This is a genomic window from Anaeromyxobacter sp. SG64 (assembly GCF_022690745.1).
In the GTDB taxonomy this organism is placed as follows: domain Bacteria; phylum Myxococcota; class Myxococcia; order Myxococcales; family Anaeromyxobacteraceae; genus Anaeromyxobacter; species Anaeromyxobacter soli.
Genome location: NZ_JALCZB010000016.1, coordinates 41,579 through 66,345, shown reverse-complemented (window position 1 = coordinate 66,345; position 24,767 = coordinate 41,579). Strand labels below are relative to the sequence as shown.

Here is a 24,767-nt window from a genome sequence, read left to right as displayed (position 1 = left end):
GAACGCCCCGCGTCACCACGCCGCGGCCGCAGGAGGGAACCGCGAACGACGAACGCGAGTGGTAAGTTCTCCCTCTTTGCGCGCAGGATCCAGAGCCATGCCGGTGGCGCCCACCACCCCATCGCGGACCCTCACCGACCTGCTGTTCGAGAAGGAAGAGGTCGGCCTCTGCCTCGTCGCACCCGACGGGACGGTGCTGCGCGCGAACGCCAAGTGGCTGCGCTCGACGGGGTTCACCGAGGAGCAGGTCGTCGGGCAGAGCATGGTCGAGCTCTTCCCCGATACGCGCGAGACGGTGCTGGAGATGCATGCCCGTGCACGCGCGGGGCTCCGCGTCGACGTCCCCCGGCACGTGCAGGTCGTGAACGGGCGCGAGACGAGGTGGGAAGGCACCCTCGATCCCGTTGCGATGGAGGGGGGGACGGGGCTGCTGATCACGGCGCACGACGTGACGCACGACGTACGCCGCGACCGCGTGGGCACCGAGCCGGACGCGCCGGCCCTCGATGACCTTTACACGGCGTTGTTCGAGCACAGTCCGGAGTGCGTCATCATCACCAGGACCGACGGGACGGTGGTGCGGGCGAACCCGGCGGCGTGTCGCGTGTACGGCGCGCCCGAGTCCGAGGTCTGCGGGCGAGGTCGGGCGGCTTACGTCGTCCGCGACGCAGCGCTGGAGGCATTCCTCTCCGAGCGCGAGCGAACGGGAGCAGCGCACGGGCGCATCACCGCGCGGCGCAACGACGGAACGGTGTTCCCGGTCGAGGCGTCGTCGTCGCTCATCATGGTGGAGGGGAGCGAGCAGTACGCCTGCGTCATCTTCCACGACGTCACCGACGAGCAGCGGAAGCAGGACGCGCTCCGGCACGCGTCCGAGCTGCTGGACCTGGGGGACGCGTTCTGCGAGCTGGATTCGGAGTACCGGCTGGTCCGCGTCAACGCGCGCCAGGAGCAGCTCACGAAGACGCCTCGCGAGCAGTCCGTCGGGAGGACGCACTGGGAGCTCTGGCCGGAGTCGGCGCGCCCGGATTCGCCGTGGTGGCGCGAGTACCACCGCTGCATGGAGGAACGCGTCCCCGTCGCGTTCGAGAACTACTACGCGCCGCTCGACCTCTGGAGCAGCGTGACCGCGTACCCGACGAGCAGCGGCGGGATCGCGATCTTCTTCCGCGACGTCCGGAAGCGGAAGCAAGCCGAGGAGGAGCTGCGGCGGTCCGAGGCCGCCCTCGACGCGTTCTTCGCGAACTCCCCCGGGCTCCTCGTCCTCGCGGACGAGGAGTTCCGGTACGTGAAGACCGACGCGACGACGCCCACGTACTTCGGGCTCACGCGCGAGAGCATCGTCGGAAAGCGGGTCGCGGAGCTCGCGCCGGCGTTGATCGAAGAGCTCGGTCCCGTGCTGAGGCGGGTCATCGACAGGGGAGAGCCGGCGCTGAACCAGGAGGCGCAGATCGCGTGGCGGGGCCGGGCAGCCGAGCTCGCGTACTGGCGCTCGTCGTGCTTCCCGGTGCAGCTTCCGGGCGGCAAGCGCGGCGTCGGCCTGATGGGCGTCGAGATCACCGACCTCAAGAACGCCGAGCGGGCGCTGCGCGAGAGCGAGGACCTGTACCGCTCGCTGTTCACGCTCGCGCCGAGCGGCGTCGTCCTCAACGACGCGGAGGGGCGGATCCTCGCGTTCAACGACCAGACGCACGAGCAGCTCGGCTACACGCGCGAGGAGTTCGCGCGACTGCACCTCGCCGACGTGGACGCCGAGGAGCAGCCGGTCGACGTCCGCAACCACATCACGGAGATCACCGCTCGAGGGGGCGCCGAGTACGAGGTGAGGCACCGGACGAAGTCCGGCGAGATCCGCAACGTGCTCGTCCGCACGCGCCCGGTCCGGATTGGCGGCGAGCTGCGCTTCGTGAACGTGTGGCAAGACATCACCGACCGCAAGCGGGCCGAGTCCGCGTTGCGCGACTCCGACCAGCGCAAGAGCGAGTTCCTGGGCGTGCTCTCGCACGAGCTGCGCAACCCGCTCGCGCCGATCCGGAACAGCATCTACCTGCTCGATCGTGCGCCTGCGGGCAGCGAGCAGGCGCGCCGCGCCCGGGAGGTCATCGCGCGCCAGACCGAGCACCTCACGCGGCTCATCGACGACCTGCTCGACGTGACCCGGATCTCGCGCGGCAAGATCGTGCTCCACGAGGCGCGCCTCGACCTGCGCGACCTCGCCCGGAAGACCGCGAGCGATTTCCACTCGCTGTTCGTGCAGGCCAAGGTCGAGCTCGCGGTGGAGGACGGGCACACCCCGATCTGGATCGAGGCGGATCCGGTGCGCGTCGCGCAGGTCATCGGCAACGTGCTGCAGAACGCGGTCAAGTTCACGCCATCGGGCGGTTCCGTGAAGCTGGCGCTGACGGCGCGGGACGGGAGCGCCTGGCTGACGGTGCGCGACGACGGGATCGGGATCGAGCCGGCGATGCTCGCGCGCGTCTTCGAGCCGTTCGCGCAGGCCGAGCAGTCGCTGGCGAGGACGAAGGGCGGGCTCGGCCTCGGGCTCGCGCTGGTGAAGGGCTTGATCGAGCTGCATGGCGGGAGTGTCGAGGCCCGGAGCAACGGGGTGGGGCACGGGACCGAGATCGCGATCAGGCTTCCCCTCGCGGCGGCCGCCGCCGCGTCCGATGGCGAGGCGGGCGCGCGCGCGCCGAGCCGACGCCGGTCGGTCCTCGTCGTCGAGGACAACCTGGACGCCGCGCAGAGCCTCGCGGACATCCTGGAGCTGGGCGGTCACCGGGTCACGGTGGTGCGCGACGGGCGCTCCGGGATCGAGGCGGCGAGGAAGCTGCGCCCGGAGGTGATCCTCTGCGACATCGGGCTCCCGGACCTGGACGGTTACGAGGTGGCCCGCGCGCTCCGGCGCGACGAGGCGCTCCGCGGGACGCGGCTCGTCGCGGTCACCGGGTACGCGCAGCCGGAGGACCGGCAGCGCGCCCAGGACGCGGGCTTCGACGGCCATCTCGCCAAGCCACTGAACCCCGACGAGCTGGAGCGGGCGCTGGAGTAGCGCGAGCCCGACCGAGAGTATCCATCTAGCGAGCCCGACCGAGAGTATCCATCGACGGACAGGGCGCGAGAGGACGTTAGATGCCCAACTCGGGCGTGGAAGATTGGCAGTCCGGGCGACTCACGCCAAACGCGAGGGCATCTGACGCGCTTTGGGCGCGCGCGCACGCGAAGATCGTTGTCTGCGGGCACACCGCTGCCACGGTGAGTCGCGCGCGGCACCGACACGGCTGAGGGGGTGAGATCGAGCGGAAAGGTTCTACGCAGCGCCGGCGCACTGCACACCATGGAGGACGCGTAGGTGGTAGGTGCCGGCGGGGAAGACCACGTTCCGTGAGCCCGAGCACCATTCGACCAAGGCGTGCCGGTACTCGAGGACGAAGGACTTCAGGCGAAGGAGGCCCTCGATCCTTCTCCACTTGTCGCGCGCGGCAATCCGGGGCTTGAGCTCGAAGCGAGGCTCGCCGCCGGCAGGTGGTCGCGCAAACGGATTCTGCGCTAGGACCCGCCCGACGCCGAGGAACCGACGGCCGTTGGTCGCGCTCTCCTGGTGGTGCTTCTGCTCGAGTTCCTGGACGGCGGCCGAGAGCAGCGTGCGGAACTCGGCCGCGGAGGAAAAGCCCGACGGAGCCGTCAGCTCGAGCTCGACTGTTTCCGGGAGGTAGCCTTTGGGGTCGAAGAAGATCTTCGGTCTGCGGGCCATGAGCTTGGTGGTGCCGATCTGTTCGGGTGCAGTCCAGAGGCCCGGCCACTCCGCGCCGCGTCGGACGAGCCCGGCAGCGACGGGGTTCGCGAGGACGTAGGCCGCCTTCGCGAGGACGTCCTCGGCGCCGAGGGGCTCGACCGCGCTGTAGCTCCCGTCGGTGGCCCAGAAACCCTCGAAGCGCCCGAGCGAGGCGTTCACCGCGCGGCCGACGAGGGAGTCGAGGTACTGCATGAACGACGGAAGGCGTCCTTGGGGATCGGTGATGATGAGGTGCGCATGGTTCGAGAGGACGCAGAGGACGTGGACGAGAACGCCGTGTCGTTGCGCCGCGAGCGCTAGGACATAAAGGAAGATTTCGTTGACGATCTTGGACGGCCGAAGGAAGAAGCGGCGTTCCGAGCAACGACGCGTGATGAGGTAGACGGTCCCGGGCAGAACGCGGCGAGGCGCAGTCATGGGGATGGCGGCAAGGCAGGCAGCGTGCCGTCGCCGGGGCATGTCGTTGCGAACCGTTAACGAGACGAGGTCCGCAGGAGAGGGTCGCGCCTTGGGCGGTCGGTCCGCTGCGCGGTACTCTCGGTCAGGGCGCCGTCAGGGCGCCGGGTCCGCGCATCGAGGGATGCGTGGATGTCGCGCAGCGCGCGGTTGGTCGCCGAGATGGAAGCGGCGTGGTCAGCGATCGATCTCGGGGGCGATCACGTCCAGACTGGCGATGAGCGCGACCAGGTCTGCGACCATGAGCCCGGGTGATACGGCTTCGATGATCCCCATCGCCGCGAAGCTCCCGGTACGGATGCGTACGCGCCACGGGGTGTTCGAGCCGTCGGACACGACGTAGTACGCCATCTCCCCGCGTGCGGACTCGACCCGGGAGAAGGTCTCGCCTGCGTCAGGTCTGACGTTCCTCGGCACCCTGGCCCGGATCTCGCCCTCCGGAATGGTCTCGAGCGCCTGGCGTACGATCCTGGAGGACTCCGCCATCTCGAGGCAGCGAACGTAATAGCGGTCGAACGCGTCGCCGACGGTGCCGCAGAACCCCTTGCCCACGGGCACCGAGAACTCGAAGTGCGAGTAGGCGCCATACGGCATGTCGCGGCGGAGGTCCCAGTCCACCCCCGAGCCGCGCAGGTTCGGCCCGACGAGGCCGTAGTCGATCGCTGTCGGGCCCGGGATGACGGCCACGTTCGCGAGGCGCTTCACGAAGATCTGGTTGAACGAGACCAGCCGATCGAACTCGACGAGGAACTTGTCGAAGTGGTCGAGAAACCGGAGGGCCTTGTCCCTCCACCCCGTCGGCAGGTCGAACGCGACGCCGCCGATCCGGTGATAGTTGTACGTCAGGCGGGCGCCGCAGAGCTCTTCCATGAGATCGTTGATGGTCTCGCGCTCGCGCACCCCGTGCAGGAAGCCCGTGAAGGTGCCGACGTCCATTGCCATCGTGCCTGCGGCCACGAGGTGACTCGCGATCCTATTCAGCTCACAGGAGATGACACGCAGCCACTGCGCGCGAGACGGTACTTCCACGCCGAGGAGCTTCTCCAGCGCGATCGCGTAGCCCTCGTTGGCGAACATCGCCGCCAGGTAGTCCACCCGGTCGGTGAAGGGAACGAAGGCGGCGTACCCGATTCCCTCGGCAGACTTCTCGATCGAGCGGTGTAGATACCCGACCTCCGGGGTCGCCCGCTTCAGCACTTCGCCATCCGCCTCGACGAGGAAGTTGATGACGCCGTGCGTGGCCGGGTGCTGCGGGCCGAAGTTGACCAGCATGGTGGACTCGGTACGGCCCGCTCGCTCGTCCATGTCGATGTCCTCTCGGTTCCTAGCGCGACGCAGCTGCTGGGCGGCGCCGCGTGGCCCAGCGCTCGCCGCGGATGATCTCTTGCAGCCGAAGGAGGCCCTCGATGACGGCCTCGGGCCGGGGCGGGCATCCCGGCACGTAGACGTCGACCGGGATCACCTTGTCGACACCCTTGCAGACGGAATAGGCGTTCTGGAACAGCCCGCCGCAGTTCGAGCAGGAGCCCATCGAGATGACGTATTTCGGCTCCGGCATCTGCTCGTACAGGAGCTTCACCCGCGCGGCCATCTTGTACGTGAGGGTGCCGGCGATGATGATGAGGTCGGCCTGGCGTGGCGACGCTCGCGGGATCGCTCCGAAGCGCATCACGTCCGCCCGCGGACCGCCGAGCTGCATGATCTCGATGCCGCAGCACGCGAGACCGAAGAGCAGGAAATAGAGCGAGCTCTCGCGGGCCAGGTTGATGAGGTCGTCGAGCCGGCTCGTGTGGGAAAGCGCGACGTCACCTCCGAGCCCGCGAGCCATCCGCTGAGCGGCCATTCTCGATCCCTCCCGACGCCCGGCGCGCCCTTGACCGGCGTTCGACGAGCATGTGAGCATGCTCAGAAATGAGCATGCTCAGTAACGCGAAGCGCGGCGCCGGTCAAGGTCTCGAGAGCCGTTGACGGTGCGGGCGCCCGTCCGGGATAACTCGCTGTCGCCGAAGTGCGGCAGCGGAAGCGATGCGCTAGGCGTTCCGCACGGATCGAGGGTTCACATGAATCATCGTGGTCGGCCCGGTCGCCGCGTTCCCAGCGGCGGCGCCCGCTCGGGGCTTCGGGAGCGCAACAAGGAGCAGAAGCTCGAGCGGATCGTGCGCGCGGGACGGGCGCTCTTCGTCCAGAAGGGGTTCGACGAGACGACGACTCGGGCCATCGCGGCGAAGGCTGGGGTCGCCGCCGGCACCTTCTTCCTCTACTTCAAGGAGAAGCGCGAGCTCCTGTTTCACCTCTTCAAGGACGAGGTCTCCGCCGTCCAGGAGAAGGCTCTCGCGTCGGTGCCGGGCGACGCGCCGCTGGTGGAGCAGATCGGGCACGTCTTCGGCAGTTTCTACGCCTACTACGCCAGGGACCCTCGCCTCTCTCGAGTGTTCATGAAGGAGCTCCTCTTCCTCGAGGTGGGAGAGAGCGACGACGTGCTCGCATTGACGCGGGGCTTCGTCGCGCGCCTCGCGGAGCTCGTCGCCCGCGCGAAGGACCGCGGCGAGATCGAGCCGTCCGTGGATCCCATGCAAGCGGCTACTCATGCGTTCGCGCTGTACGTGTTCGGGGTGGTTGGCTACCTCAACGGCGCGTTCCCCACGCCCGACCTCGCTCGGACGCAGCTCGAGCACCAGCTGGAGCTGCTCATGCAGGGCCTCGCCCGAAGCCGCGGCGAGCGCCGAGCGCCGAGCTCGCGCCAGAAGGCGACGATTCGCTCGGAGTGAGCGATGCGATGGAACCCGCGCCGCGCTCCCGCCGCGCCGCGCGATGCGCAGGGCGCCGCGTGGACGCGGAGTGCGATACCGGCGCACCCCCACGCCACACGCACCGTGACGGCGCCTCCTTGACCCGTGCGATCCGCCGCGTAGCATGCTCGGCACGTTCGGTGAACGACGGAGTCTCCCGATCATGCCCACGCCACGTCTCGCGACCGCGATCCCGCTCGCCCTGACTCTCACCCTCGTCGCCGCGTGCAGCGGAGGAGGCGACGGCAGCGGAGGCGGCGGTCCCGTGTCGTGCCAGTCCGGCGCGTGCCCGGCGGGGCAGCTCTGCGACCCATCGCGGAACCAGTGCGTCCCGAGCGGCGGCGCGTGCTCGATGGAGCGACCCTGCCCGGCGGGTCAGGTCTGCGACCTGTCGAGCGGCGCGGGCGTGTGCAAGGCGTCCTCGACCGCGTGCTCGTCCTCGACGTGCACGGCGGGCGCGTGCTTCTTCGGGGCGTGCACCGTGTGCGACGTCAATGTCTCCTGCCCGGCGTCGGGCGCGACCTGCGACGCCGCCGCGTCCATCGACGCGCTCCTGCCCGGGCCGATCGCGCTGATGGGGGACTTCGGGGGAAAACCGTTCACGTCGGACGTGCTCGGGTCGGGCGCCGACGGATACCAGGCGGTGTTCGCGTTCGACCTCGCGGAGCCGCGGGTGCTCACGGGCGACGCCGACTTCCAGGACGGCCTCATCGGCAGCTCCCGGGTGTGGATCCTCCGCGCGGACTGCGCGACGAGCGTGGTCGAGGCGCTGTTCACGCCCTGGTCCGAGGCGAAGACGCTCGCCCCTCGCTACCTCCCAGCCGGCAAGTACTTCGTCGTGCTCTTCTCCGACGCCGCGACGGCGCGCTACGCCGTCCGCCTCCGCTTCGCCGCGCCCGACGGGGCCCCGGGGAACAGCTGCGAGGCGCCGCTCCCGCTCGTGCCCGACGCGAGCGGCGCGATCGACGTCTCGGGCGACCTCACCGGCCGCTACCAGTTCGTGCCGGACGAGCAGTGCACGGGCGAGGGGCGGGGCATCCCGGAGGTGGCATACCGGCTCGACCTTCCGGAGCGCTCGTACGTGCTCCTCTCGGTCGCGGGCGTGGCGGGCTCCGGCGACTACCCCACCGTCGAGCTGAAGACCGACTGCTCCGCGCCGACGAACGCGTTCTCCTGCAACCAGTTCCCGATCCGGTCGAGCCAGCTCGAGTTCGGTCGGTTCCAGGTCTCGCAGCCGCTCGAGGCGGGCACGTACGCCGTGGTGGTGCACGGCGATCTCGACGATCTGGACGGCCACCCGTACACGCTGAAGGGCCGCGTCGAGCCCTGGGCGACGAACGACACCTGCGGCGCGGCGACGCCGCTCGTCCTGGCCTCCGGCGCCGCCACCGCGCAGGGCGACGGGAGGTACGCGACCGGCAGCGGCTGCGGCTGCGGAGGGACCTCCTACTGGTGCGACGAGTTCTTCTCCTTCTCGACGGCAAGCTTGGGCGACCGCTCCGCCGTCATCCGCGCCACGGCCGCGACCGCCACGTCGCGCCCGCTGCTCACGCTGCTGAAGGCTTGCGGCACCGCCGCGGCGGACTCGCTCGCCTGCGACCAGAACCCGTACCCCGGCGGCGACTCCGTCTCCGAGCTGCGCTTCGACGCGCTCCCGCCCGGCGACTACTGGGTCGGGGTCGCGGTGTCGGACGCCTACGACGTGCAGGTCACGCTCGGCGAGCCGAGCTATCCGCCCGTCCCGAACGACACGTGCACGACCGCGACGACGCTCGACCTCGTCTCGAGCACGGTCGCGCGCGTCGTCGGCGACACGCGCGGGGCGGCGGACGACGTCGGCGGGAGCTGCGGCCCCGCGTCGGCGGGCTCCGGCGGCGACGCAGCGTTCCGGGCGGTGCTCCCCGGACGCGGCACGGTGAAGCTCGACGTGGCCGGGCAGGATACGTTCTCGACGACCTCGACCCTCCGCTCCGATCCCGTCATCCGCCTCGATCCCGCGTGCTCGGGCGCGCCCGAGCCGAGCTGCGTCGACGCGACCGGGATCGGCGGCCGCGAGGTGGCGGCGCTGAAGGTGGACGGGACCTCGACCGCGTTCTGGGTCGACTCCGGGCAGGCCGACGGTCCGTACACGGTGCGCGCCGACTTCGTCGCGCCGCCGGCGAACGACCTCTGCTCCGGCGCGGAGGCCATCGTCGTGGGCGAGAAGGACGACCTCTCGCTCGCGTTCGCGGATCCGCTCGCGGCGTGCGCCTCGACGGGTCCGGACGTCTACTACAAGTACACGTGGACCGGCACGAAGCCCGGCACCGTCACGGTCTCCGTGTCGCCGACCGGGTTCGATGCGGTGCTCCGCGCGTGGGGCCCGAGCGCCGACGGGTGCACTCCGGCGTCGTGCCCTCCCCTCGTGGACGCGGGCGGCGTGGGCGTGTCCGAATCGGCGTCCGTGGCGCTGCGCACCGGCGAGACCGCGTGGTTCCAGGTCGGCGCCAGGGACGCGGGCGGGCCGTACGGGATCGGCATCGGGACCTACTGAGCGCGATGCGCACGGCGAGGCCGGCGCTCGCCCCGAGCGCCGCCGGGCGACGGGGCGATCCCGCCGCCGCGCGGGTCACTCCTCGATGCCGCTGATGGGCGGCGCCTCGGCGCGGTCGCGCTCCCCCACGTCGGCGTGTCCGCTCTCGTCCGCTTCCCCGGGCGCGGCGCCGGGCCGGGGCACCGGGTGACGGTGCGGCTCCGCGGGATGCTGCTGCGCCTCCGGATGTCCCGCGCGCGCCGGCTTGCGCCCGACGGTGCTCTCCGTCCACCTGACCCCGGGTGGGAGGCTCGCGTCCGGCGGCTCCCGGGCGGCATACACTCCGTCAGACGCCATGACCGGGGAGCCTCCGCCAGCCCCGAGGTCGCCGGAGCCGTTCACCCTATCGGCCCTGCTCCAGGCGCTCGCGCGCGACACGGCTCCGAGCAGCCTCGCCCGCGTTCCGCCCGGCCCCGGCGAGAAGGTGGGCCGGTTCGAGGTCGTGCGCGAGCTCGGGCGCGGCGGGTTCGGCGTGGTGCTCGAGGCGAGGGACCCACTGCTCCACCGTCGCGTCGCGCTGAAGCTCGTCAGGCCCGGCCGGCGCGTCGATGCGGGCGGCCCCGAGCTGGCGGAAGCCGCGGCCGTCGCGCAGCTCGCACACCCCAACATCGTGGACCTGCACGATGCCGGGGTGAGCGACGCAGGACCCTTCCTCGTCTTCGAGAAGCTCGAGGGAGAGCCGCTCTCGAGCCGGCTCGAGCGCGGTCCGATGCCGGTGGCCGAGGCGGCGCGGATGGTCCTCGAGGTGGCGAAGGGCCTCGCGCACGCCCACCGGAATGCGGTCGTCCATCGCGACCTCAAGCCCTCGAACGTGTTCCTCTGCGCGGACGGTCGGGTGAAGGTGCTCGACTTTGGCCTCGCCCGCATCTTCGGAAGGCGCCGGACGATCGAGGGCGGGACGCCGGGGTGGATGGCACCCGAGCAGCGACGCGGGGCCCCGGAGGACGAGCGCACGGACGTCTGGGCGCTCGGAGCCATCCTCTTTCGCGCCCTGGCGGGCAGAGACCCCGCGGAACACCGGCTCACCATCGAGGAAGAACCGCAGCTGATGGCGCTCCTCGAGCGGATGCTCGAGCACGACCCGGTGAAGCGGCCGCGGGACGCGACGGAGGTCGTGCAGGCCCTCGAGCCGATCGTGCGCACGATCGAGGCGCGGCAGGGGCGGGCGACGATTCGCGTCCGCCGCAGGGTGCCTCGCACCGTCCGGCGAGCTGCGGCCGCGCTGTCGATCCTGGCCGCGGCTGCGGTGTTCGCCTGGCGGTTCGTTCCGGGGCCACGGTCGCTTGCTCCCGCACGGCCGCCGCTCGTCGCCGTCGCCGATTTCACGAACGAGACGGGGGACCCCGATCTCGACGGCCTGGGGGGCCTCGTCGGAACCGCGCTCCAGGAGTCGCCGGGACTGCGCGTGCTCACCCGCAGCCGCATGCGCGACCTCCAGCGCACGATCGGAGACGAGGGTGGGGACCGCATCGACGAGTCGACGGGGCGCGAGATCGCGAAGCGCGCGGGGGTCGGGGGACTGCTCGTGGGCTCCGTCAGCCGCATGGGCGAGCTGGTCCTCGTGGAGCTGCGAGCGATCGATCCGCAGCGCGACGAGTACCTCTTCACGCACCGCGAACAGGCGCGGGGCAAGTCCGAGGTGCTGGCGCTCGTCGATCGACTCGCGGTCCGGGCGAGGCAGCAGTTCCTCGGGGATCGCGGTCCTTCGACCTACTCGGCACCCATCGCACGGCTCGTCACGCCGAACCTCGAGGCGTATCGGCACTACGCGACGGGAAGGTCGCTCGAGGAGCGGAACCTCCCCGGCGCACAGGACGCTTACCGCGAGGCGATCGAGCTCGACCCCGAGTTCGCGCTCGCCCACTTCGCGCTCGTCACCGCGGCGTCTCGGGAGAAGGCCCCCATCGGCGAGCTCGGGGCGATCGCCACCGCGGCGATCCAGGTGGCCGACCGCGCCCCCTGGCGCGAGGCACGGCTGATCCGCGCCTGGAACGCGATCGTGGAGCGGCGCGTGGCCGATGCTCGAGCGCTCTTCAAGGAGGTCCTGGAGCGTCATCCCGACGACAAGGAGGCCCTCGCGCTGTACGCGTCGGTGGCGGCTTCGCCCGAGGAGGCGCTCGCGTACCTCGAACGGGCTCTCCTGGCCGATCCCATGTACGTCCCGGCACAGGAGCAGATGGTCGGTGCCCTGCGTGACCTCGGTCGCGAGGCGGAGCTGCTCCCGCTCGCGCGTACGTGGCTCGCGCAGCCGCCGGCACCTCGTCGCCTGGGGGCGGCGGCGCTGGCCCTCGCGGCCGCCGGTGATCTCGACGGTGCGCTCGAGGCTGCGAAGCGCGAGGACCTCCTGTCCCCGGGTCGATCGACGCTCGAGGCGATTCACCTGGCCCGGGGCGAGTACGTCGAGGCCGAGCGGGTGGCACGCGAGCGTATCGAGCGATCCGGGAAGGGAATCGGCTGGCTCGCGGTGTCGCTCACGTACCAGGGGCGCAGGAGAGAGGCGCTCGCGGTCCTGGAAGAGGCCTCGCGCGGCGGCTCGCTGGCAGCCTACGCCGCCCTCGGGATCGCCGCCGCCGATGGACCGACCGAGCGACTCCGCGCGCGCGCCCGGGCGCTGGTCGCCGCCCAGCCGTCACTCGATTGGCTCGCCGCGCTCGCGCTCGCGCTCGCGGGCGACGTGCCGGAGGCCGAGCGCTACGCGGGGGCGTTGTCGCGCGACCAAGCGGATCCGGGCAGCACCGTCTTCCCGGACGAGGTCCTTTCCGTCGCGACCTTCGTCCGAGCAGTCGCCGCGCGTGCGCGCGGCGATCCAGCGACGGGCCGCGCCATGCTCCGCGACCTCGTGGCATCACGGCGCTTCAAGGCGCGACTCGTCTGCGCGTTCGCCCTCGGACAGGCGTGCGCCGAGGACGGCGATCTCGGATGCGCCGTCGCTGCGCTGCGGCAGTACAGGACGGACCATTCGCCGGTCGTCCTGTTCCAGAACTGGATGTTCCCCCGCTCGGCGCTGCTCCTCGCTGAGGTTTTGGAGCGGCAGGGCCAGGTGGACGAGGCGCGCGGCCTCGTGCAGAGATTCCTTTCGGACTGGCGCAACGCCGACCGCGACCTGCCGGAGCTCGCCCGGGCGCGTGCGCTGTGCACGCGCGTCCGGTGTCACCCGGCGCCGCCCGCCCGCGACTCCCTGCGACAGGGCAGGGATCCGGCGGGACTTGGCCGCGAGAACTGAATGAGCGTCAAGGCGATCGTCGTTCGCGCTTCACAGGTCGAGCACCACATCGCCCTCCGGTCGCGAGCAGCAGATGAGCGCGGCGCCAGGGCCCGGCGGCTCGACGGGTTCGGGCTCGTAGCGGACGCTGCCGGAGACGAGGAAGCTCTCGCAGTTGTGGCAGACGCCCGTCCGGCAGGACCAGCGCACGGGCACGTCGCACGCCTCCGCGAGCTCCAGCAGGCTCTGGAACCGCGAACACCAGCGCGTCTCGAGCCCGCTCCGGGCAAAGGACACGATCGGCCCTTCACCGGGGCGGCCCTCGGGCTGATGCGGACGAACGCGGGCCCCAGGAGCGATCCCAGGCGTCAAGGACGGTCCGGCACCGAAGACCTCGGTGTGGATCCTGCCGGGCGCGACGCCCTGGCCCGCGAAGCCAGCCCGCAGGTCGGCGAGGAACGCCGGGGGCCCGCACAGGTAGAAGTCGGCGTCGTGGGGTACCCCGAGCTCCTCGAACGCCGAGACGGTCAGGTGCCCGGGCGCGTCGAAATCGACGCCCAGGCGGTCGGTCGGGGCGGGCCGGCTGTAGCGCACGTGCGCGTGGGCGTTCGGGAGCGCTCGGAGGAGCGCCCGCGACTCCGCGGCGAAGGCATGGCTCGCGCGATCGCGGGCACCGAACAGCCACCAGACGTGGCGTGGCGTGCGCGCGGCCGCGAGCGCGTGCAGCATCGCGAGCACCGGCGTGGCGCCGACCCCCGCGCTGGCGAGCACCACTGCGTTCCATCCAGGACGGAGCGTGAAGCTCCCGCGAGGCGCGCTCACGTCGAGCGTGTCGCCGGCGTGGACGTGGTCGAAGATGTAGCCGCTCGCCACACCGTTCACCTCGCGCTTCACGCTCACGCGGTAGCGCTCCGCGCTGGGGACGTCGGAGAGCGAATAGCTGCGCACGACCGGCGGTGCGGAAGGATCCGGGCGGACGCGCAAGACCACGAACTGCCCGGGGAGCGGCACGGCCAGCGGTGATCCGTCCACGGCCTCCAGGGTGACCGAGAGGATGCTCGCGCTCTCCTGCGCCAGCCGGGCGACGCGCATCGGTCGGAAGCCCTCCCACGCGGGCGCCGGCGCGACGTCGGGTGCGAGCCCGGAATTGCCGGCCGGCGGCCCGCCCGCTCGTTCCTGCGCGAGGAGCGCGCGAAAGGACCCCTGCCATCCGGCGCTCAGCGCCGGGATGCGCAACGCCCGCTCCAGCCGATCGGGTGGGTGCCCGGGCAGGTAGAGGAGCGCGTCGATCTCGGCGACGGTCATCTCCTCAGGGCCCCGAGCGACGCGGATGATGTCGTCGCCCGCTCCGACCTCGCCCTCCTGGATCACGCGGAAGTAGAAGCCGGGCCGGTGGTGGGCCACGAGCAGGGCCGCCATGCGCGGCTCCCCCATGCGCATCCCGACGCGGAAGCAGGTCACGCGGGGCTGCGTCACCTCGAAGACCGCACCTCCGATCCGGTAGCGATCGCCGATGCACACCTCGTCGTCGGCGAGCCCTTCGACCGTGAAGTTCTCTCCGAACTGTCCAGGGTCCAACGGACCGCGCCCCAGCGCTCGTTCCCAGTACCGATACGACGCGATCTGGTAGACGAGCACGGCCCGGTGCTCGCCGCCGTGGCCCATGAGGTCTCCCTGGGCGTCCCCGTCCACGTCGAGGCGCCGCACCATGCGGCGGCCGGTGACGGGAGCCTTCCAGACGGAGGTATGGACCATGCGCCCGTACCAGGCGACATCGCGCGGCAGACCGACGTTCACCGAGAGCAATCGAGGCACCGGAGCTCCTCCCTGCGATCTCCTCGCGACCACGCCCGACACGCAACGGACGGCCGGGCGTACTCGCGGCGCCTCCTCTGCGTAGCGGTTGGCTCGACCGGTAGGTAAGTGGGATGAGCGACTCGCGCTGCCCGATGCTCGATTCGCCGGCGCGCAGCCAGGCGCTCCTCTGCGGTGGCCGCACCCACCCGAGCCGCTCGGAAAGCGCCCGGTAGAAGGGACGCAGCGCCGTGAGAAGCAGAGGGGGAGGGGCCGCGCTGGCGCCCTCCCCCTCGTTCACCATCCGCGAAGACCTGCTACGGCACGACCTTGCTCGTCGCCGTCGCGACGTCGGCGTCGGGATCCGGGTCGACCACCGTCGCGGTCCAGGTGACGACTCCTGGCCCCGCGGGCGCGTAGGTGGGGAAGGACACCTTCGCGGTGGCGGCGGGCGCGAGCGTCACGTCCTGGCTGGCCGAGTACACGATCTCCGTCACACCCTGGGCGTCGGTGACGGAGCCCTCCACGTGGACCGCCACGGTCCCGGCGACCGTCCCGGCGTTCACGACCGACACCTTCGGCGCGGCCGTGCCGCCGCGCGAGAGGTCGAGCCGCTTCGGCACCGAGAACCGGGTGACGTCCACGTCCACCACCGCGCTCGGCTGGCTCTGGCCCGTGCCGCTGACGGTGAGCTGGACCGTCCCGGTCGCGGCGTCGTCGTTCGCGATCTGGAAGCACCCGCTGTCCGCCGACGCGTCGGTCGGCGCGTACTTCACGGTGAGCGTCTGGGAGCCGCCGGGCGCGACCGTGAACGAGGCCGAGGGCGACGCGCTGAACTCGGCGGACGTGCCGGTGCAGCTCGACACCGAGGTCACCGTGAGATCCACGCTCCCCGTGTTCGACACGGTCGCGGTCTGCGTGGCGGAGCTGCCGACCGCCACGGTGCCGAACGCGATGGAGGTCGGCGCCACCGCGATCTTCGGCGCGGGCGCGACCGGGAAGCTCGTCGCGTCTCCCGGCAGCGTGCGCGCGGTGATCTCGTCGACGTTCGTGACCTTGTCGCCGTCGGAGTCCTTGGGCTCGGCGGCCGTGAGCGCTGACGTGATGCCGGAGGCGATCCCGGCGCGCACGTCGGTGCCATACGGGTTGAACGTGCTCGTTCCGCCGCTGCCGTGGCAGGTCGTGCAGCTGTCGAGGGCCGTGCCGGAGGTCCCGTACTTGGAGTTGAACGTCGAGAGGTACGTGGAGAGCGCGCTCGCGGAGAGCGGCGCGGCAACAACCCCGGCGAGTACGGCGACGACGGCGAGGTGCTTGATCCGGTGCATCGTGTTCCCTTCTCCGGGCGACTCGCCCGGCGATGAGGGGGCTCGGAGACCGCCCCTGCTGCGGGTTCATCCCGCGTGCAGCGGGTGCCCCCTGCTGCACGCAGGACGCCGCCATGCCGCGTGGCGGAGCACGAATGCCGACCGAGAAGCACCATGATCGTGTGACGTCAAAATAACCCGGGGTTTACGCGGACCCGGTATCCGCCGCGCGCGGAGGGTCGAGTGCGCGGCGTTCCGCGGATGTGCTCCGCCCGCCCTCAGCTCGCCACCTCGGATTTCCGAGCGCCATCATCGAATTACGGCGTGCCGCGATCCCCGGTGGGTGCGCGCGGCGCGCGCGCCGCTCGGCGTGAAGTCCCGGCGCGCGGACGGCCGTGGCCGCTCATCTGGGGACCCGCCGCGCGCCTGCGCCAGCGCCGGGCTCCGGTTATGCGCGAGGCGCAACTGGGGGGATTCCATGAGACCGCTCGAGGGAAAGATCGCCGTCGTCGCGGGCGCCACGCGCGGGGCCGGGAGGGGCATCGCGACGGCGCTCGGCGAGGCGGGCGCCACCGTCTACTGCACCGGGCGCAGCGTCCCCGGGAGCCCCGGGATGAAGGGGCGGCCGGAGACCATCGACGAGACCGCCGCCCTCGTCACCGCGCGCGGCGGCCGGGGCATCGCCGTCCGGGTCGATCACACGGTGCCGGACGAGGTGGCGCGGCTGTTCGAGCGCGTGGGCGAGCTCGACATCCTGGTGAACGACATCTGGGGCGGCGACGACCTCGTCGCGTGGGGCAAGCGGCTCTGGGAGACGAAGCTCGAGGACGGCCTCACCCTCATCGACCGGGCGATCAAGACGCACGTCATCACGAGCTACCACGGCCTCCCGCGCATCCGTCGGGGAGGGCTCGTGGTGGAGATCACCGACGGCGACGGCTACTTCTACCGCGGCCACTTCTTCTACGACCTCGTGAAGACGACCGTGATCCGGATGGCGTTCGCGCTCTCGCAGGAGCTGAGCGGCCGCGGCGTCACGGCGCTCGCGGTGACGCCGGGGTTCCTCCGCTCGGAGTGGATGCTCGATCACTTCGGGGTGACGGAGGCGAACTGGCGCGACGCGGCGAAGAAGGTGAAGCCGTTCATCGCGTCGGAGACGCCGCTCTTCGTCGGCCGAGGGATCGCCGCGCTCGCCGCCGACCCGAACGTCGCCGCGAAGAGCGGGCGGGTCTTCGCGTCCTGGGATCTCGGCGAGGAGTACGGCGTCACCGACGCGGACGGGACGCGTCCGCACTTTCTGCGGTGGACTCGGGAGCACCAGCCCGAGGTCGCGGCGGCCTGGCGGAAGCTCGACGACGCGTTCTACGCGTACTGGACCGCGATGCCCTACGACATGCCGGGGTGACGCGCGGTCGTCACCGGCGGCGCGGACGGCCCTGCCGACGGGCGGCCCTGCCTGGGCATCGCCCTCACCCTCGAGACCAATAGAGACAGAGGGCGGCCTCGAACTCGCGTGAAGCGGGATCGCGGAGCCCGAGCGGGAGAGCGACCCGCAGTGGTCGTCGGCGGCGGCGCCGCGGCCCGTCCGGTGAACGACCTCTCGTGGGCGCGCGCAGGAGGTACCCCATGCAGCGGCTCCTCGGACCTTGGATGCTCGCATGCATGCTGAGCCTCGCCTCGTGTGGTGGTGGTGGTAAGGGCGAGCAAAGCGGTCCACAGACGCCGGTCGGCTCTGTCACGGTCACGCCGGGCGAGCTCACGTTGGTGGTCGGCGCATCGCAGCAATTGACGACGAGTGTCCGAGATGAGGCCGGTAATCCACTGACCGGACGGGCCATCACCTGGTCGAGCACCGAGCCAGCGGTCGCCACCGTCTCCGACGCGGGCAACGTGACGGCCGTCGGTGCAGGGTCGGCGACGATCACCGCCAGCTCGGAGGGAAAGAGCGGCAGCGCCACGGTCACGGTGTCGGTCGCTCTTCCGAGATCCGCGTCGCTTGCGACTGGCGGCGCTCACACCTGCGCCCTCACGACGGGGGGATCTGCGTTCTGCTGGGGTCGCGGTGAGAGCGGGCAGCTCGGGATACCGATTCCGACGACGACGTGCGAACTGCAGACGGGGACGTTTCCGTGCAGCCGTGTCCCGGTCGCGGTCGGGGGCGGGCTCGCGTTCGCGCAGCTGGCGGCGGGCGGCTCCCATACGTGCGGTCTAACGAACGAGGGGGTGGCGCATTGTTGGGGAAACAATGTGAGTGGCCAGCTCGGCGACAGCTCCAGCAACAATCGCGACACTCCGGTACCCGTCGCGACCGAGCTCAGGTTCGTCGCCATCGACGCGGGTGCCCAGCACACGTGTGGGCTGACCAGTGATGGCGCCGCGTATTGCTGGGGAGCCAATGACCGGGGGCAGCTGGGCACCGGGACGACGAGCTCCAGCTCCGTACCCGTGGCCGTGACTGGCGGCCACACCTTCCAGCAGATAGCGGCTGGCGGTTTCGAAGTCTCCGAACCGGGTTATCGGATCGGCCAGAGCTGTGCGCTCACCCTCACCGGCGCGGCGTACTGCTGGGGCGATAACGAATCGGGGCAGCTCGGGATCGGAGGGCGCGACCTCACTGCGCACCCAGTGCCCGCGCCCGTCTCCGGGGACATCAAGTTCGTGGCGCTGACCACCGGGCTTGCCAGTCACACCTGTGGTGTGACCGCCGCGGGTTCTGCCTATTGCTGGGGCCAGAACAGCTTCGGTGCGCTGGGTAATCCTTCGGTGGGCGACAGCTTCGTGCCAGTCCCTGTGTCCGGCGGGTTGGCCTTCGTCCAGTTGATAGCCGGTGGGTTCATCGGCCATACCTGTGGGCTGACGGCGAGCGGAAAGGCGTACTGCTGGGGCGAAAACGAGCTGGGGCAGGTCGGCGACGACTCCACGATCGATAGGTTCGCGCCCTCGGCGGTCGCAGGCGATCTCTCATTCAACGCCTTGGATGCCGGCTACCGCCACACCTGTGCCCGTGCGACCTCGGGGACCCTTTACTGCTGGGGCGCCAACGGCGCCGGCCAGCTGGGCGACGACTCGACCAGCCCACGAGACGTGCCGACGGAGGTCGTGGGACTGCCGTGAGACGGACCTCCGGTCGATGACGGTGCAGCGAGGTCTCGCCTCGACGTGGCCGCCACGCGGTGGGCGATGGGAGGCGCGTCCGCGTGCGCGTCGCTGCCGGTCACCCTAAGGACCGTCTCATGGAGGACTCGACCGGCGACCTCGCTCGCGGGCGCGAGCACTACCGGCTCAAGGCCTGGGGCGAGGCGTACACCTCGCTGACCCGCGCCGATGGGCGCTCCCCGCTCGGCGCCGAGGATCTCGAGCTCCTGGCGGTGTCGGCGTACCTCGTCGGCCGGGACGGCGAATACCTGGATGCCCTCGACCACGCCTACCGCGCCCACCTCGCCGCATCGAGGTCGGCTCGCGCCGCCCGGTGCGCGTTCTGGATCGGCCTGCGATTCCTGCTCCGGGGAGAGGCCGGACGGGCGACCGCATGGCACGCGCGCGCGGGACGGTTGCTCGAGCATGAGAGCAGCGAATGCGTGGAGCGCGGCTACATGCTCTTGCCGGTCGCGGAGCAGCGGCTCCGGTCGGGCGACACGCAGGGTGCGTTCTCCATCGCCGGCGCGGCCGCGAACACGGGCGAGCGTTCTGGCGAGGAGGACCTCGTGGCCATCGCCCGTCACCTGCAGGGACGGGCACGGCTGCACGAAGGGCGGGTGAAGGAAGGGCTGGCGCTCCTCGACGAGACCATGCTGGCGGTGACCTCCGGGGAGCTGTCGCCCATTCCTACCGGGCTTCTGTACTGCAGCATCGTCGAATGCTGCCGCAGCGTTCACGCGCTGGAGCGCGCCAGGGAATGGACGGCCGCGCTGGCACGCTGGTGTGACGGCCAGCCGGAGATGGTGTCGTTCACCGGAGCCTGCCGCGTCCACCGGGCAGAGGTGCTGCAGCTGGGCGGCGACTGGTCAGCGGCCATCGACGAGGCGCGGCGCGCCCGCGAGCGGGCCGCGACCGATCGGCCGTCGGCTGCTGAGGCAGCCTATCAGCTGGGCGAGATCAGCCGCTTGCGTGGCGAGCAGGCGGCTGCCGAGGCGTGGTTCCTCAGCGCGAACGAGGAGGGGCGAGAGCCTCAACCCGGGCTGGCCCTGCTGCGCCTGGCGCAGGGGCGCGTCGGTGCCGCAGTCGCCGCCCTCCGTCGAGTGGTGGGAGGGACGGCAGATCCCCTGGTCCGGACTCGCCTGCTCCCGGCCTACGTGGAGATCTTGCTCGCCGGCGGCAAGGTGGAGGAGGCCCGCGCCGCCAGCGACGAGCTGCAGGCCATCGCGCAGCGCTTCGAGACGGGCGTGCTGTGCGCGCTGGCGCTGCAGGCGCGCGGCACGGTCGAGCTTGCGGAGGGGAACGCGACGGCGGCACTCGACCTGGTGCGCAGGGCCTGGAGCATCTGGGCCGAGATGGAGGCGCCCTATCAAGCTGCGCAGGCGCGCCTGGTGACCGGGCTGGCGTGCCGCGCGCTCGGCGACGACGAGGGGGGCCGGCTGGAGCTGGAGGCGGCGCGGCGGATGTTCGCGAAGCTCGGAGCCGCGCCCGACGCCGCCCACGTCGACTCGCTCGCGAGGCTCGACAGCTCCCGCCGCCCTCACGGCCTGACGCCACGGGAGCTCGAGGTCCTCCGCCTCGTCGCTGCGGGCAAGACCAACAAGGCCATCGCCGCCGCGCTCCGCCTGAGCGAGAAGACGGTGGACCGACACGTGAGCAGCATCCTGGGGAAGCTGCACGTCCCCTCGCGGGCGGCCGCGACCGCCTTCGCGTACGAGCACGAGCTCGTCTGATCCGCTCCGCCGGGAGTGCGGAGAACCACCCATCGCCTGGGCACCGGCGATGGGTGGTTCTCCCGATGCCGGCGGCGCGGCTCCTTCCTACGCATGCGTCTGGTCGAAGAGCGCTTCGCCCTGTCGCATGGGCTTCACCGGGAGGACGGAATGTACGATGCCATCGTCGTCGGCGCCCGCTGCGCCGGATCGCCCACCGCCATGCTGCTTGCACGGAAGGGCTACAGGGTGCTGCTGGTGGATCGGGCGAGGTTTCCCAGCGACACCATCTCCACGCACATTCTCTGGCCCCATGGCGCCGAGGCCCTGGCGCGGTGGGGTCTCCTCGACGCGCTCGCGGCCACGGGGCTTCCGCCGATCTGCCGGCGCATGTCCCTCGACGTCGGCCCCTTCGTGCTCCGGGGCACCATCCGCGGCGCCAATGGCGGCCGGGGGGGATTCTGTCCGAGGCGCACGATCCTCGACGGCCTCCTCGTGAACGCCGCGGCGCGGAGCGGCGCCGAGGTGCGCGAGTCCTTCACGGTCGACGACCTGCTCTTCGCAGACGGCGCGGTCGTCGGGCTCCGGGGGCGAGGCGCCGGGGGGAAGCAGGTCGAGGAGCGGGCCCGGATCGTCATCGGCGCTGACGGCGTTCACTCCTTCGTCGCCGCGGCCGTGCGGGCCCCCGAGTACGACACGCGCCCGATCGCCGTCTGCGCCTACTATTCCTACTTCAGCGGCGTTCGGCAGGAAGACCTCGAGCTGTATCTGCGCGAGCGCTGCGCGTTCGGCGGAGCCCCCACCCATGACGGGCTCCACCTCGTGATGGTGAACTGGCCCGCCCAGCGCTTCGCCGAGGTGCGGGCCGACGTCGAGGCCCACGTCGCGCAGGCGCTCGCGCTGGCGTCGGACTTCGGCGCCCGGGTATCGCAGGGAACGCGCGAGGAGCGCTGGTACGGTGTCGCCGGCGTGCCCGGCTACTTCCGGCGGCCGTACGGCGCCGGGTGGGCGCTCGTCGGCGACGCCGGCTACTGCAAGGACCCGATGACGGCGCAGGGCATCAGCGACTCCTTCATCGACGCCGAGCGGCTCGTCGAGGCGCTCGATGCAGGCCTGTCCGGCCGCGGCCCGCTCGAGGACCTCCTGGCCGCTCACGAGGCGGCCCGGAACGAGCGCGTTCGACCGATGTACGAGCTCACCAACGAGATCGCCACGCTCGAGCCGCCGCCGCCCCCGCTCCAGGCGCTCTTCGCCGCGCTGCAACACAACCAGCCCGCGACGGATGCCTACCTGTCGGCGATGACCGGTGCGACGCCCCTCCCCGAGTTCATGTCCGAGGAGAACGTCGCGCGGATCATCGACGCGGCGAGAGCTGGAACGAGCGAGCGGGACGGCAGCAGCTCGCGATACGTGGGATGACCGAGCCGCGCGACGGTCGGCGCCTCGCGGCCACCGCTTCCCAGGAGTGGGTTCTGTAACCTTCAGCCCCTGTCGTTCGTGGTCATGACCAAGCGCGAGCTGGCGTGGCGCCCGGCGCACCCGAGCTGGCGGCAGGGATTGGTTGCGGCATGACCGGCGGGACAGCGACGAAGGGAGCCGTCGGGTTACGCCGAGACCGGCATCTCGATGGTGAAGATGCAGCCCTTGCCGGGCAGGTTGCGGACGGTGATGTCTCCACCGAAGGCCTTCACCGCCTTGCGGCTGATGTTCAACCCGAGCCCCAGTCCCGTGCGGTCCTGGCCCCGTCGCTTGCCGAACGGCGTGAAGAACGCCTCGGAGTTCCCCTCGGGGAGCCCGCCGCACTCGTCTTCCACCTCGATGGAGACGAGGGCGTCCGCGCAGACGGTGCGCACCGTCACGTAGCCGTGGGGGACCGAGTACTTGAAGGCGTTCTGGATGAGGTTGAAGAGCGCCGACGAGAGGAGCTGCGGGTCGGCCTTGACCATCACGTCGTCCGGCACGTCGGCGAAGGTCACGTTCATCTCGCGCTGCGCCGCCTGCAACGACGCCGCGCCCTCCGCCTCGTGCAGGAACCGGGCGATGGACATCCGCTTCGGCTCCTGGCTCCCGGCGGCGAGTCGCACCTCGGAGATCGTCGTGTCGAGGAGGTCGCGCATCGCCGCGAGGCTGCGCTCGACGATGGACCCGGTGCTCCCGGCGACCGCCACCCGCCCGCTCTTCACCGCCGCGAACGAGAGCATCGCCGTCGACAGACGGTTGCGCAGCTCGTGCGTCAGGTAGCCGAGCCGCTCCGCCTCGCCTTCGCCGAGCGCCTCCTCTCGCTGGCGGCTGAACTCGGTCACCGCTCCGGCGATGGCGTCGTCGAGGCAGCCGTTCAGGGTCTGGAAGTCCTTCGCGCTGATCTCCACGTGCTTGACGACCGCCGTCTCCGTGATGGCCTGGCAGAGGTCCCCGTAGTCGTGAACGAGCTGAGCCACGCTGAAGTTCTTCGCCAGCGCCTCGCCGCCGTGCTTGCCTGCGCTGTTCCCGATGGCGGTGCTGGAGAACGGCTCGGAGCTCGACCGCAGCCGCAGCGTCTCCGAGAGCTGGGACAAGAAGAGCGGTAGCCCGTGCTCCAGCTCCAGGGCGGAGACGGTGGGCCACCTCCTCGCCATGATCTTCGCTCGGGCGAGAGAGAGGATGTCGTTCTTGTCGCTGGTGATGAAGTCGTAGAGGCTCACGACCTGCTCGTGCCCGGCAGGAACGCGCCGGTGCCAGGCATCTTGGCTGTAAATATTAGGCTTTCGCCGGGCAGTAACCAGTCCCCAGTCGCATGAAAGCCGGCGAGCTCGCAGCCGCCTGCGCCCTCATGGTGTACTACTCCGCCCACCCAGGATTGCTGGCTCGCGGAGCGGAGCATGACCTTGATCACACACGAGTTTCTGACGCGCGAACGCGACCGCATCATGGCGGAGTGGGAGCGCGCGATCCACGCGGAGCCGAGACCCATCCCGCTGGAGGACTCGGCCCTCCGGAACGATCTTCCGGAGTTCCTCGACGCGCTGGCCACCTGGATGAAGGCGCCGGATGCACCTGCCGGTGGCATGCTCCAGGGCCTTCCCATCACGCATGCGAAGCAGCGCCTGAAGCACGCGTACCAGCTCGCCCAGCTCATCACCGAGTTCCGCGTGCTGAGAGCGACGATCCTGCGGCTCTTGCTGCACGCCGAGGCCGAGGAACAGGCAGGCTCCGTCGATCTCATGGAAGGAATGGAGCGCCGCGTCGTCGAGCTCGCGCGGCTGAACGCGGGCCTCGATCAGGCGATCAGCGACTCCGTCGAATACTTCGTGGAGGAGCGGGAGCGAATCCGCGAGCGCTTCATCGGAGTGCTGGGCCACGATCTCCGCTCGCCCCTCAGCGCCATCCTGATGAGCGCAGACCACATGCTGCGGTCGGGCCGCCTCGCGCCGGGTCTCGACCGCGCCGCCGGGCGAATCGCCCGCAACGCGGAGCGCATGAGCAGGATGGTGCGCGACCTGCTGGACCTCTCCCGCGGGCGCCTCGGCGACGGCATCCCGGTCGACACGACGACGCACGTGGACCTGGGCGAGGTCTGCCACGCCGCCGTCGAGGACGCGATCCTCACGAATCCTGATCGAGAGATCATCCTGAACGCCAGCGGTGATCTCTGGGGTCACTGGGATCGCGACCGTGCGTTCCAGGCGGTCGGCAATCTCCTCGCGAACGCCCTCAATTACGGTGAGGGGCCGGTGGTCGTCACTGCGGCATGTGCAAGTGAAGGCGCGGTCGTGCAGGTCACGAATCACGGTGAGCCCATCACCGAGGATCGCCTGCTGAGGCTCTTCGATCCGTTCCAGCGCGGCGAAGCAGGTGCAGGCAACCGAGAGGGGCTCGGCCTCGGGCTCTACATCGTCAGCGAGATCATGCGCGCGCACGGCGGAACGGTCGCAGTGAGCTCATCCCGCGAGGCTGGCACGACGTTCACGCTCACGTGGCCTCGCTCCGACTGCACGCCCACCGCTTGATCACGCGACGAGGCGAGCGCCCCT

General features: G+C 71.0%; 16 protein-coding genes. 9 read left to right on the top strand and 7 right to left on the bottom strand.

The genetic code is table 11. The annotated features are described in order from the left end of the window. Positions 1–97: 97 nt before the first annotated feature. Positions 98–3,049, top strand: coding sequence for a PAS domain S-box protein (locus tag MNZ29_RS07410; protein ID WP_242336224.1), 2,952 nt, complete (start codon positions 98–100; stop codon positions 3,047–3,049). A 258-nt stretch (positions 3,050–3,307) separates the two neighbouring features. Here MNZ29_RS07410 and MNZ29_RS07405 read toward each other — a convergent pair whose 3' ends face one another. The 3 genes from MNZ29_RS07405 to nuoB all read right to left on the bottom strand — a co-directional run bounded on the left by MNZ29_RS07405 (position 3,308) and on the right by nuoB (position 6,092). Further along, positions 3,308–4,210 (bottom strand): hypothetical protein, encoded by a 903-nt coding sequence (locus MNZ29_RS07405; protein ID WP_242336271.1) that lies wholly within the window; start codon positions 4,208–4,210, stop codon positions 3,308–3,310. Between the two features lie 216 nt (positions 4,211–4,426). Then, complete coding sequence (locus tag MNZ29_RS07400; protein WP_242354402.1) at positions 4,427–5,554, bottom strand: NADH-quinone oxidoreductase subunit D; 1,128 nt, start codon at positions 5,552–5,554, stop codon at positions 4,427–4,429. 19 nt (positions 5,555–5,573) lie between these two features. Next, positions 5,574–6,092, bottom strand: a complete 519-nt coding sequence (gene nuoB, locus MNZ29_RS07395; protein WP_374109392.1) for an NADH-quinone oxidoreductase subunit NuoB — start codon at positions 6,090–6,092, stop codon at positions 5,574–5,576. 217 nt (positions 6,093–6,309) lie between these two features. Between nuoB and MNZ29_RS07390 the strand changes: the two genes are divergently transcribed. Then, positions 6,310–7,017, top strand: a complete 708-nt coding sequence (locus MNZ29_RS07390) for a TetR/AcrR family transcriptional regulator (protein WP_242336217.1) — start codon at positions 6,310–6,312, stop codon at positions 7,015–7,017. Positions 7,018–7,201: 184 nt separating this feature from the next. Continuing rightward, positions 7,202–9,571, top strand: coding sequence for a hypothetical protein (locus MNZ29_RS07385; RefSeq protein WP_242336214.1), 2,370 nt, complete (start codon positions 7,202–7,204; stop codon positions 9,569–9,571). Positions 9,572–9,646: 75 nt separating this feature from the next. On the opposite strand, the gene MNZ29_RS07380 is transcribed toward MNZ29_RS07385, so the two are convergent. Continuing rightward, on the bottom strand, positions 9,647–9,907 hold the full coding sequence (locus tag MNZ29_RS07380; RefSeq protein ID WP_242336211.1) for a hypothetical protein: 261 nt from the start codon (positions 9,905–9,907) through the stop codon (positions 9,647–9,649). Between MNZ29_RS07380 and MNZ29_RS07375 the strand changes: the two genes are divergently transcribed. After that, positions 9,906–12,833, top strand: coding sequence for a protein kinase (locus MNZ29_RS07375; protein WP_242354392.1), 2,928 nt, complete (start codon positions 9,906–9,908; stop codon positions 12,831–12,833). The two genes, MNZ29_RS07380 and MNZ29_RS07375, sit on opposite strands and share 2 nt — an antisense overlap. A 30-nt stretch (positions 12,834–12,863) precedes the next feature. On the opposite strand, the gene MNZ29_RS07370 is transcribed toward MNZ29_RS07375, so the two are convergent. Next, positions 12,864–14,627 (bottom strand): MOSC and FAD-binding oxidoreductase domain-containing protein, encoded by a 1,764-nt coding sequence (locus tag MNZ29_RS07370; RefSeq protein WP_242336205.1) that lies wholly within the window; start codon positions 14,625–14,627, stop codon positions 12,864–12,866. Between the two features lie 296 nt (positions 14,628–14,923). Next, entirely contained in the window at positions 14,924–15,931 is a 1,008-nt protein-coding gene (locus MNZ29_RS07365; protein ID WP_242336202.1) for a choice-of-anchor D domain-containing protein, read from the bottom strand. A gap of 457 nt (positions 15,932–16,388) precedes the next feature. Between MNZ29_RS07365 and MNZ29_RS07360 the strand changes: the two genes are divergently transcribed. The 4 genes from MNZ29_RS07360 to MNZ29_RS07345 all read left to right on the top strand — a co-directional run bounded on the left by MNZ29_RS07360 (position 16,389) and on the right by MNZ29_RS07345 (position 22,176). Continuing rightward, positions 16,389–17,315, top strand: a complete 927-nt coding sequence (locus MNZ29_RS07360) for an SDR family oxidoreductase (RefSeq protein WP_242336200.1) — start codon at positions 16,389–16,391, stop codon at positions 17,313–17,315. 221 nt (positions 17,316–17,536) lie between these two features. Continuing rightward, positions 17,537–19,024 carry an Ig-like domain-containing protein gene (locus MNZ29_RS07355; RefSeq protein ID WP_242336198.1) on the top strand — a complete coding sequence of 496 codons (1,488 nt, stop codon included), beginning with the start codon at positions 17,537–17,539 and terminating at the stop codon, positions 19,022–19,024. Positions 19,025–19,278: 254 nt separating this feature from the next. Continuing rightward, positions 19,279–20,778 carry a helix-turn-helix transcriptional regulator gene (locus MNZ29_RS07350; RefSeq protein WP_242336195.1) on the top strand — a complete coding sequence of 500 codons (1,500 nt, stop codon included), beginning with the start codon at positions 19,279–19,281 and terminating at the stop codon, positions 20,776–20,778. 150 nt (positions 20,779–20,928) lie between these two features. Then, positions 20,929–22,176 carry an NAD(P)/FAD-dependent oxidoreductase gene (locus tag MNZ29_RS07345; protein WP_242336192.1) on the top strand — a complete coding sequence of 416 codons (1,248 nt, stop codon included), beginning with the start codon at positions 20,929–20,931 and terminating at the stop codon, positions 22,174–22,176. Between the two features lie 185 nt (positions 22,177–22,361). Here MNZ29_RS07345 and MNZ29_RS24885 read toward each other — a convergent pair whose 3' ends face one another. Further along, complete coding sequence (locus MNZ29_RS24885) at positions 22,362–23,438, bottom strand: sensor histidine kinase KdpD (RefSeq protein WP_242336189.1); 1,077 nt, start codon at positions 23,436–23,438, stop codon at positions 22,362–22,364. Between the two features lie 177 nt (positions 23,439–23,615). On the opposite strand from MNZ29_RS24885, the gene MNZ29_RS07335 reads away from it, so the two are divergent. Beyond that, positions 23,616–24,743 (top strand): sensor histidine kinase KdpD, encoded by a 1,128-nt coding sequence (locus MNZ29_RS07335; RefSeq protein WP_242336186.1) that lies wholly within the window; start codon positions 23,616–23,618, stop codon positions 24,741–24,743. The last annotated feature ends 24 nt before the right edge of the window (positions 24,744–24,767 follow it).